At 25.1% G+C, this 10229-nt stretch carries 12 protein-coding genes; 4 read left to right on the top strand and 8 right to left on the bottom strand.

From position 1 onward, the window contains the following. The coding region (locus ACPKM0_RS09730; RefSeq protein WP_472475478.1) for a hypothetical protein at positions 1–1067 on the bottom strand (1067 nt) is incomplete at its 3' end. A gap of 168 nt (positions 1068–1235) precedes the next feature. On the opposite strand from ACPKM0_RS09730, the gene ACPKM0_RS09725 reads away from it, so the two are divergent. Continuing rightward, positions 1236–2225, top strand: coding sequence for a C-type lectin-like domain-containing protein (locus tag ACPKM0_RS09725; RefSeq protein ID WP_472475477.1), 990 nt, complete (start codon positions 1236–1238; stop codon positions 2223–2225). A gap of 45 nt (positions 2226–2270) precedes the next feature. Here ACPKM0_RS09725 and ACPKM0_RS09720 read toward each other — a convergent pair whose 3' ends face one another. The 3 genes from ACPKM0_RS09720 to ACPKM0_RS09710 all read right to left on the bottom strand — a co-directional run bounded on the left by ACPKM0_RS09720 (position 2271) and on the right by ACPKM0_RS09710 (position 4695). Beyond that, entirely contained in the window at positions 2271–2888 is a 618-nt protein-coding gene (locus tag ACPKM0_RS09720) for a GNAT family N-acetyltransferase (RefSeq protein ID WP_472475475.1), read from the bottom strand. 6 nt (positions 2889–2894) lie between these two features. After that, positions 2895–3959 (bottom strand): ribosome small subunit-dependent GTPase A, encoded by a 1065-nt coding sequence (gene rsgA / locus ACPKM0_RS09715; RefSeq protein ID WP_472475473.1) that lies wholly within the window; start codon positions 3957–3959, stop codon positions 2895–2897. A gap of 178 nt (positions 3960–4137) precedes the next feature. After that, positions 4138–4695 carry a class I SAM-dependent methyltransferase gene (locus ACPKM0_RS09710; RefSeq protein ID WP_472475471.1) on the bottom strand — a complete coding sequence of 186 codons (558 nt, stop codon included), beginning with the start codon at positions 4693–4695 and terminating at the stop codon, positions 4138–4140. Between the two features lie 206 nt (positions 4696–4901). Here ACPKM0_RS09710 and ACPKM0_RS09705 point away from each other — a divergent pair, with 206 nt between their 5' ends. Both ACPKM0_RS09705 and ACPKM0_RS09700 read left to right on the top strand, forming a co-directional pair. Continuing rightward, complete coding sequence (locus ACPKM0_RS09705) at positions 4902–5471, top strand: TetR/AcrR family transcriptional regulator (RefSeq protein WP_472475469.1); 570 nt, start codon at positions 4902–4904, stop codon at positions 5469–5471. Positions 5472–5486: 15 nt separating this feature from the next. Further along, on the top strand, positions 5487–6200 hold the full coding sequence (locus tag ACPKM0_RS09700; protein ID WP_472475467.1) for a 4Fe-4S binding protein: 714 nt from the start codon (positions 5487–5489) through the stop codon (positions 6198–6200). A gap of 263 nt (positions 6201–6463) precedes the next feature. Here the strand turns inward: ACPKM0_RS09700 and ACPKM0_RS09695 are convergent, their stop codons facing one another. The 4 genes from ACPKM0_RS09695 to ACPKM0_RS09680 form a co-directional block, all read right to left on the bottom strand. Next, entirely contained in the window at positions 6464–6892 is a 429-nt protein-coding gene (locus ACPKM0_RS09695; RefSeq protein WP_472475466.1) for a hypothetical protein, read from the bottom strand. Positions 6893–6903: 11 nt separating this feature from the next. Beyond that, entirely contained in the window at positions 6904–8304 is a 1401-nt protein-coding gene (locus ACPKM0_RS09690; RefSeq protein ID WP_472475464.1) for a phospholipase D-like domain-containing protein, read from the bottom strand. Positions 8305–8316: 12 nt separating this feature from the next. Then, on the bottom strand, positions 8317–8787 hold the full coding sequence (locus ACPKM0_RS09685) for a hypothetical protein (protein WP_472475462.1): 471 nt from the start codon (positions 8785–8787) through the stop codon (positions 8317–8319). A 138-nt stretch (positions 8788–8925) separates the two neighbouring features. After that, the gene (locus tag ACPKM0_RS09680) at positions 8926–9870 is read right to left on the bottom strand and encodes a hypothetical protein (protein WP_472475461.1); all 945 of its coding nucleotides are present in this window, start codon (positions 9868–9870) and stop codon (positions 8926–8928) included. Between the two features lie 99 nt (positions 9871–9969). On the opposite strand from ACPKM0_RS09680, the gene ACPKM0_RS09675 reads away from it, so the two are divergent. After that, positions 9970–10229 (top strand): aspartate/glutamate racemase family protein (locus tag ACPKM0_RS09675; protein WP_472475460.1); only part of this gene is annotated, 260 nt, incomplete at its 3' end.

Here is a 10229-nt window from a genome sequence, read left to right as displayed (position 1 = left end):
GAGATTGCTAAAATAGTAAAATTAGGATATTTATCCGTTTTTATTGCTTCAATAAAAGCTTCAAGTCTATATCCATTAATAAATTTATAGAATTTAACACCAGCTTCTTTATTAATTGCCTCTGATACCTTATGTCTAGATATACCTAACTTTTCAGAAAGCAAATTAAGTGTTAATTCTGAATCTAAATAATATTTCTCACTTTCCATTTTCTCACATATTTTACTAAATATTTGTTTACATTCATCATCTGATAAACCTGATTTCTTATATTTTTCTTCTTTTTTATTATCACTCTCAATTATCTTAATTTCTTCTTTATTAACTTTAATTAATTTAGGTTGTACTTCTGAATAAAGAGAAAAGAAAAATACAAATAATACAGCTGGAACACTTCTAATAAAAGCTGAATAATTTTGGTAAAAAACATTACTTTCATTTAATATTATATGCAAAATACTATTTATTATAAAAAATAGTGTGTATGTTATAATTAAAATTTTTATCCATTTTAAATTATTTTTATTATCAATTGTAGAATATTCACCTTTTATAACTTCCTTATATTTTTGAATTATAAAAACCATATAGAGACTATATAAAACTCTTGATAGATTAAGGCTCAAATCCCAAAAGAAAGAGAAATTAAAGATAGGTAAGATATGAGGAGAGTCACTTTCAACAACAGCACCATAAACTATTTTGGGGTTTAAAGAATTAGGATCAAAGGAAACATAGATAAACCAAAATATAAAAGGTAATAAATGAATTAATGATTTTTTAGTTATTTTAAAATCTTTATTAACTAAAGACATTAAGTACCATAATAATACGGGGCCAACTAAAAAATAACTTAATCTAGTAATAGAGTATATTTTCATGAGAGTCTTTAAATCAATAAATGAAGGTCTTAATAAATTATCAAGAATAGTTAACAAAAATACTATTATTACTAAAATTGAACAGATAGATATTAAATTCTTTTCTTTTTTTAATAATGTTTTTGTTATTGAAGATATTGACCATGCACATCCCATTACTAATAAAACTTCAAATATATTACTCATAAAAATAGTATATTTATTTTATTTATGTTCTTCAATTATAATTATCTAAATATATTTTTATTTTTTAGTACAAAAAATTTTATTTTTTTTCTTTTCCGGTCGGCAAAGAAGATATTATTTAATAATCAGTGTTAAATTGAGTTAAAATTAAGTTTAGGAGATAAACAAATGTTAAAAAAAACAATTTTAGGAATATTTATTTTTTCAATTTTAGTTAGTTGTTCAAATGTTTCAACTAATGATTCAACAAATAAAACTTCAAGTGAAGCAACTTCATCAGCAAGTATTGAAGCTGAAGATAATCAAAATGTGAGTAGTAATGAAGATCCTTTAGCAATTGCAGCTAAAGAGCTAGGGATTGATGCAGTAGAATTACAAAATGCTTTAGGAAATCCTTCTGATGGTGCACCTAATTTTGAAGAAGTTGCTGATACACTAGGTATAGATGCAACAGAATTAGAAAATGTTATGAAAAAAATAATGGCAAGCGAAGAACAATCAGTAACTCTAGAACCTTATGATACTGTAATTAATGGTGTAACTTTTAATATTACTTATGAATTATTTACATGGGATACACTACCAGAAGATGTTGAAATTGAAAGCATGGGAATTGAAGAGTTTACAAATGAAGATGGTGTTACCCATTATTATGAATTCTTCTATTTACCTGCTGGAAATTTAAACTGGTATCAAGTAGCAACTTTAGCAGAAGAAGCTGGTGGTTATTTAGCATGTCCAACTAGTGATGAAGAAAACGCATTTATTTTCTCTCATTTTAATGATGATAAATTCTTCTGGTACTTTGATGAAGAAGGTGAACATTATGGAATTGGTATTGGACCTTTCTTAGGTGGTTATCAACCTGTAGGATCTGCTGAACCTGATGGTGGTTGGAGCTGGTTAAGCGGTGAAACTTGGGATTATTCAAATTGGGCTCAAAACTTAGATGATGGAATTATTGACAAAGATCCTAGAGATAATACCCAACCTAATGACAGTGGTGATGGTCAACCAATTATGGGATATGGAGAATTAAACCAACCTGTTCCAACTTGGGGTGATTATATGGAAACCATTGGTACTTATGGTAGTAATAGATTACCTGGTAGATCATACGGATTTACTATCGAATACGAAGAAAATCCAAATAAATAATCTATATATATTTCTAAGAGGTGCAAAAAGCACCTCTTAGATAACTTAAAATATTTGAGTACTTAATTTTAACTTTTCTTTTTTATAAAAGTTAGAATCAAAATCTTCAACATCAGAAATATTAACTTCATATTTTGTAGGAATAACAATATACGATTCTTCCATTTTTAGATAATCAATTACTAATTCTTTTGCCATAAAAAAATCAAAAGATTGCTTTTTGTTATCCTTATCAAAATATAAATTATAATTAGAAGCTTTAGTAAAAGCAAAACGTTTATAATAATTAAAATCGCCTGTAATTACGACTGCTTTATAGCCTAATTCTTTAGCTTTTTCTAAGGAATATTGTATTAATTTACTACCTAACCCATTATTTTGATATTTTGGTAATACACTTACTGGTCCGAACATAATAACTTCTTTTTTATCCCCATTTAAAGAGATTACAATTGTTTTACAATACATGATATGAGCTAAAATCTCTTTAGTTTGTTCATCTTGAATAAGTAAACTTAACTCTTTTATAAACGAAGCATCATCTCGAAATTGATTTAAAATATAATGTTCACTACATCCTGGACAATATACATTATAGAATGCTTCACGTGTGATATTTTCAACCTCACGATAATCGCTTTCTGTTTCTTCTCTTATAATCATAAACTATTATTTCCTCTTATCATTATGTTTCATATATCTTCTAGCATTTTTGAATCCACCAATATCTTTAAACATACGATTATGTTTTTCCATTTCTATTTCTTTATAGTTCATAAGAGAATAAGATTCTTCCTTTTTTAGCTTAAGATAATTTTCATACCTTCTTTTATCAAGTAAACCATTATTTACTGCATTAATAACTGCGCATCCTTTTTCAAATGTATGACTGCAATCATTAAATTTACAATTTAATGCTAAATCTTCAATATCAGAAAAAGATTGTGTGAGATCTTCATTTTCAACATATATTTCTCTCATACCAGGAGTATCAATAACAATACTATTATTTGAGAGTAGAAAAAGGTTAGATGAAGTTGTAGTATGCCTACCCTTATCTAACTTCCCTATTTCCCGAGTCTTAATTTTACTATCTTCTAAAAGCTTATTAATAATTGATGATTTACCAACACCAGAAGAGCCAATAAAAGCAGCACTCATTCCACTTTTTAAGTAAAAGAAAATTTTTTCTTTTATCTTAGTATCAAATATTGAAGTGTGAATAATATCACAAAACATTGAGGCACATTTAACTTCATTAACTTTTACATCTATATCTTCACATAAATCTTCTTTATTTAATAAAATTATTGGGATAGCACCAGAATTAAATACTAAAGTAATATATCTCTCTAATCTATTTAAATTATAATTATTATTTAAAGACATAATTATAAACACTAAATCCAAATTAGTAGCTATAATTTGTTTGATTTTATTATTTGATTCAAAGGTTCTTGAAAGTATTGTTCTTCTTTTTAGTATTTTATAAATAATAAAAGTATTTTGTACCTCTTTAACTAAAACGAAATCACCTACAACAGGATAATCAGATTTTTCTTTTACTTGATTTATAAACTTACCTGAAACCTGAGCAAGAAAAAAACCATTTTCAACAACTATATTATAGAAACCTTTGTGTTGAGATATAACTCTTGCAACCTTATAATTTGTATATAACGAAGCCTCTTTAATGAAATAATCATTAAAACCATAATTTTTTAATAAATTCATTTATTCCTCCAAAAATAAAAAATAAATTCATAAGTTTGGAGATAATGCGGTTTACTTAAGCAAATATCTCCAAGTAAATTACCGCATCCGTTATTATAAAACTTTTCAAAAAGTCTCCTAAAGTTAATTTATAAATATATTAAATATGATTTTTAATAATATAGCAAGAAAAATAATATTATTGTTTTTCAAAAAGTGCAGAATACATTTCGCCACAAGAGAAATGACTTTCTATCTCCCCATTAACTTCTATGAAACCAGCTTTTATAAATAAATTTCTTAATTCATCAATCAATATTCCATGATTCTCTCTAATAGGTTCTCTAATAAATACTTTCCCATTTTTAGATAAAACATTATTAATTTTTTTTAAATTCTCTAATCTTTTCGTCTCTTTAATATCATGCAACATAAAATGGACTACTACTGTATCAAAACTATTATTTTTAATAGGTAATTTTCTGATATCACCAACATAAAAATTTAGATTATCATAATCTTTAAATCGTTTTTTTAATAAATCAATCGCCTCATTATCAATATCTAAACAAGAAATTTTAACCTTATTTGTATCAACTTTGTTTAACAATTGCTTTGTAATACATCCAGCACCACAGCCAAATTCTAATATACATTTTGAAGAAGTCAAATCAATATTATCTATATAATTTTTATAAAAATTTTTTCTAATAGTTGCTCCTTCAAATGTATGCAAATACATCTCAAACTTTGTCATAAATATAAATCTCCAATCACAAAAAACTACAATACTTACAATTAGGACACTATGCTTATTTATATAATAAGCATACTTATTTCCCCAAAACAAGAAAAATATTTATAAAAATTAGCAAATAGCAGAGTGAATACTTGAGCAATTACTATAAATATTGTATAAAATTATAGTAAACACTATAATTATATACAAAAAAGAGCAAACCAATGGCAAAAGAAGCAACTAGAAACAAGATACTTGAGGCAGCTGAAGACTTATTCTCAAAAAATGGATTTGATGGAGTGACTACAAAACAAATTGCTAAATTAGCTAATGTTACAGAAATGACACTATTTAATCATTTTGAAAATAAAAGCCTTTTATATAAAACAGTAGTAAAAGAAAAATACTTCAGTATAAAAATTGATGATAAGCTAGAAGAACTAACTTATACTAATTTAGAATTAGATTTAAAATTTATTTCAACAATTATCATTAATAGTTATATAGAAAATAAACAAATACTTGCTATGAGACTAAAAGAAAAAGAAAGTTTTCATAATGATAAACTTTATAGCATAGAGTTTGACCCTATTTTAAAACAAGTAACTCCTATATTTATCAAATATTCAAAGACAGTAAATTTTAAATTAGATGCTGAATATACAGCTAAACTTTTTATCATCACTTTAAAAGGAATCTGTCATATTTGTCTATTAGACAATATGAGTACTGAAAGATTAACAACTTTAATCTATGACTATGTGAATACATTTTGTCATGGAATTGAATTATAAAACAAGGAATAATAAATGAACAAAAAACAATCAAAACTTCAAATAGCTAGGACATTAAGTCAATTGCTATTCTTAATTCTATTAATCGTTGGAATTTACATGGATATTAGGATGGTAATAATTATTTTATTACCTCTAACTCTTTTCTTCGGTAATTTTTTCTGTGGTTGGGTTTGCCCTTTTGGTTTTGTACAAGAATTAATGGGGAAAATTGGATATAAAATATTCAAAAAACGTTATAAAATGCCAAAAAAAGTGCAAAAATATTTACAATATTCTAGATATATTTTATTTGCAATTTTAATACTAGGAGTTATTGATTTCATCTTAACTCCACTAAATGGATATGGATCATTTATGGGGATTTTTTCAGAAGATGGGATTACAGCACTTTCTACTGTTGCTTTAATAATAATGATTATTTACTTATTATCTTCAATGGTTTTTGAAAGAGCCTTTTGTAATTATCTTTGTACTGAATCTGCAAAATATGGCATTCTTAGCATGACTAGAATATTTTCAATAAAAAGAAATGAAGACTCATGCGTAAATTGTAAAAAATGTGATAAGGCTTGCCCTATGAATATTAAAATCTCTGAACATGAACATGTTAGAAATGGTCAATGTATAAACTGTTTTAAATGTATTGATGCATGTCCTGTTGAAGGAACTTTAAGTTATACTAAAGTAAAACTCCCTTTAGGTAAAAACAAAAATACTAATAAATAATAATTAATTATCATTATTAGATATCTAATAATTTCCCCTCTAAAGTAATTAAACTGTTTTATAAAATACTTTAGAGGTCTTTATTTGATCTTTATAAATATATAATTTTCTGCTTTTTTCTTATAATTCAGTCCTTTCATTTTCTCTTTTATTATTGAAATATCAACTTTTTTATTTTTATTTAAAATAAAATATTGGTCTAAATTTGAAGTAGAAATTTGATTATTATTAATAGTTGCAACTAATTTAAAATCTTTATCAAATTATGCTAAAGATGCATCACCGTGGCTATCATTAGCAAGAAAAATGCCACCTGTTCTTAAAAACTGTTTAGTTGCATTACCTACAAATCCAGCATATTGAGAGATGATTAAATCTACCTTATCTATACCTTTTAACTTATTATAGTCTTCAAAAATAAATTCAACATAAGGTTCATTTTCATATAATTTATTAGTTTTTATATATTCTTGAATCATATCTATGTTAGAAAAAAATTTGTTAGTCTTTTTAAAATTATCAATATATATAACCTTCTCAATAAAGAGAGAAGGATCGATATCAATATAACTACCTGGGTAAATAGCACTAATAATATTGTACTCTTTAGCTACTAATTCATATAATTTTCTTCTTGATCCTGTCTTTTCAACATAATTTAAATATTCACTAATTGGATTAACTTTATTCATATTTTCACCTTCTATAATAGATAACTAAATGGATAGGTTATAATAGATATTATTTTCAATACTATTGATTTTATTATCGAAGGCCTTTTTTGATTACTTACATCTTCATTAATTAATATACTATCATTTTTTATAATATCAATTTTTTTATTTAACTGATTTACTAAATCTTCACTATCAATTATTAGCATTGTCTCAGTACTTAAATATGTACTTCTTGAATCCATATTGAAAGAACCTATAATTGAAATGTTATCATCAATTATATAAGATTTAGCATGAATAGAGCCTTCTCCTTGATATTCATAAATATCTAAGTCTTCATTTAATAAATCTTTCTTATATTTTAAGTATCCTGCAAAAGCAAAAAAATTAGGAGTTGAAAATTCACTATTTGTTAGCATTTCAACTTTTTTATTTTCAAGATTACTATAATCAATATAATTCATCATTTTATTTGTAGGGATAATATATGGACTTTGAACGAGTATATAATTATTAGCGTTATTCATTAAGGATGTAATAACATTCCAACAAATTGGAGTTTTATTTAATCTCTCTATTGGATTATGAATCAGAGTTATTTTATTTGTTTCAACTGACATCTTTAAAAAATCATAATTGCTATTAAAAAGATTAGGATATTCTATTTGAAGTTTTTCTTTAACGATATTTAATTGAATTTCTTTCTCTTGAGCTTTTTTTCTCATCCTATTCAGATTTGAAGGACTAACTTCTTTTGTATATTTACTATTAAAAACTTCGTCAAAATATTTCGATATTTGATAAATTGAACTATTTGTATAATCATCTACCTCAGTATTAATAATTAAAACTTCTCTATCATTTGTAATTAAAAAGCTCTCTCCATTAATATCAAAATACTGATTCCCTATATTTCTTCCTCCTAAAATAGCAATTTTATTATCAGCTATAATATACTTATCGTGCAAAATATTATTAAAGGTCCAAGGCATTAATAAATTTAAAGGTTCATAATATCTAATATTAATATTAGGATTGGTAGATAATAAATAATTTAAGCCTGATATATCATTACTGATTTTATTTATTTTACCATCTAGAACAATGTTAACACTTACGCCTCTATTTGCAGCTTCAATAACTTTTGCAAAAAATAAATCTCCAGCTTCATCACTTTGGATTTTATAATATGAGATATCAAGGGTATCTTTAGCATTTTCAATTATTTGGATTTTAGCTTTAGCTGAAAAATCACGCTCTTCAATTATAAGAGCTCTATCATTGGCTTTACTTTGTCCAAAATATTTCTCATAACTAGTATCTATTTCTTTGTTACTTTTATGAAAAGCAAATAGTAAAACAGCTGTAAGTATAGAATAAAGTATATATATAAGAATTATTCTTTTTATTATCTTTGTGAGCTTCACCTTTATGCCTAATTATTCTTCTATTTTACGAATTGGGAAATACATATAGTTTTTATTATTTATAGAATCTCTAAAATCATGAACAGCTCCAACTAATTCTATTTGATTTTCTTTCATATAGTTTATAACATCATTAAAAGTATTTTCATTCTCAACTTCTACACAAAGATATTCAAAACTTGGAACACTCCATTTTACCCAATTTTCTATTGGTGGCTGATTATTATCGATTTCTACACCTGCTAAATATAATCCTTTTGAAAAATTTTCTTCCCAAGGTTTAAAGGAATGAGAAAAATCACTCATCAAACCCCACACACCTATAAGATTTCCTTTTTCATCTTTCTTTGCTATATCAGCTACCTCAGGAAAATTAGTATTTGCTCTTATCCATAACTTTTCAATAAAAGAATCACCATCATTTGTTGAACCTTGTTTACCCATTACAGAAAAAGTTTTTTTAATGCATTTTTCAATTTTCAAAAAACAACCTCCTAAATTTCAACCAACTATTTATTATAACGCTAAATATCTAAATGTGCAGATTTTTTATAAAGAAGGAATTATTTATATATTATAAATTTATTTTTTTTACATTATTTTTAAACATTGTAACTTAATTTAATTTGGAGCTTTAATTTTATTATTAAATAAAAACGCTTCTTTTATTTGATTATAACTATTATTAAAAAACACACATTCTTTAACACATATTGTACAACCATTATTTATAGAAAAAGGAATAGCACATTTTTTATAATCTATATGCTCTTTAGATCTATCTTCAAAAACTTTTGTTTTTTGATATATTGCTTGACCTGGGCACTTTCTAACACAATTATTACATTTATCACAAAAATCATTTATCCATGAATGATCATTTTTTGTTGCAAATGGTAAATTCTCTATATCGGTATATACAACAGCTAATCTAACAGATGGTCCAAATTCAGGAGTTATTAATAATCCATGTTTACCAATAAATCCTAAATTGGCTTTTTCTGCTAATAATGGATAATTAGACTCTCCACCTAAAGCAGGACCTGCAACTGCATTATATCCTTTTTGGTTTAAATACTCTTTTATCTTATTTACAGCAACATTTAGTTCATAATAAGTTCTAAAGATTTCTTTTTCAGCTTTTTTTGAAGGAGCCCCTTCAATTATTGAGTGTTTCATTTCCATAGTTAATACAATTGCATTATGATATATGATAGCTCTATTTTTAAAAATATCAGAAGGACTAACTTTAGTAAAACCAAGATTATTTATACCTAGAGTTTTTGAAAATGATTTTAGAGCTTCTAAATCCTTTTCACTAATTTTTAATTTAGGGTTTTTAGGTTGATTATATAAAGAGTTATAAGATTTTTTTAACTCTTTAAAAGATCCAATCATATACTTAGCTAGATTTGGAAAGGATTTAGCTTTAGATTTAATATCACCATAATCTAATATTATTTGTGGAACAATATACCCAGTATGAGAGTTCTCATTATATGAGATATAAGGTAAATCTTCGTTAATATGTTTTTTTATATTAGGATAAATCTTTTCAATATTCATATACCTGAATCTCCCAAATTAGACAACTTATTAATATAATAATAATTTATATTTTATTTAAAGATAGTTTATCATATAATCAAACAAAAGAGGTAATTAATGAAAAGAATTGGATTAATTGGTGGTATGAGTTGGGAATCTTCCCTAGAATATTATAAGAAAATTAACGAAGAAGTAAAAAAACAGCTTGGGTCCTCTCATTCTGCTAATTGTATTATGTATTCTTATGATTTTCAGCTTATTGAAGAATTACAACATAATGGGAAATGGGATGAACTAACTATTTCAATGGTAAATGAGGCAAATAACTTAAAAAAAGCTGGTGCTGATTTTATAGTAATTTGTACAAATACAATGCA

This window comes from Pleomorphochaeta sp. (assembly GCF_050031695.1).
Taxonomy (GTDB): Bacteria; Spirochaetota; Spirochaetia; order Sphaerochaetales; family Sphaerochaetaceae; genus Pleomorphochaeta.
Note: the sequence above shows the minus strand (reverse complement) of the source record. Positions and strands in the feature narration are given on the sequence as shown.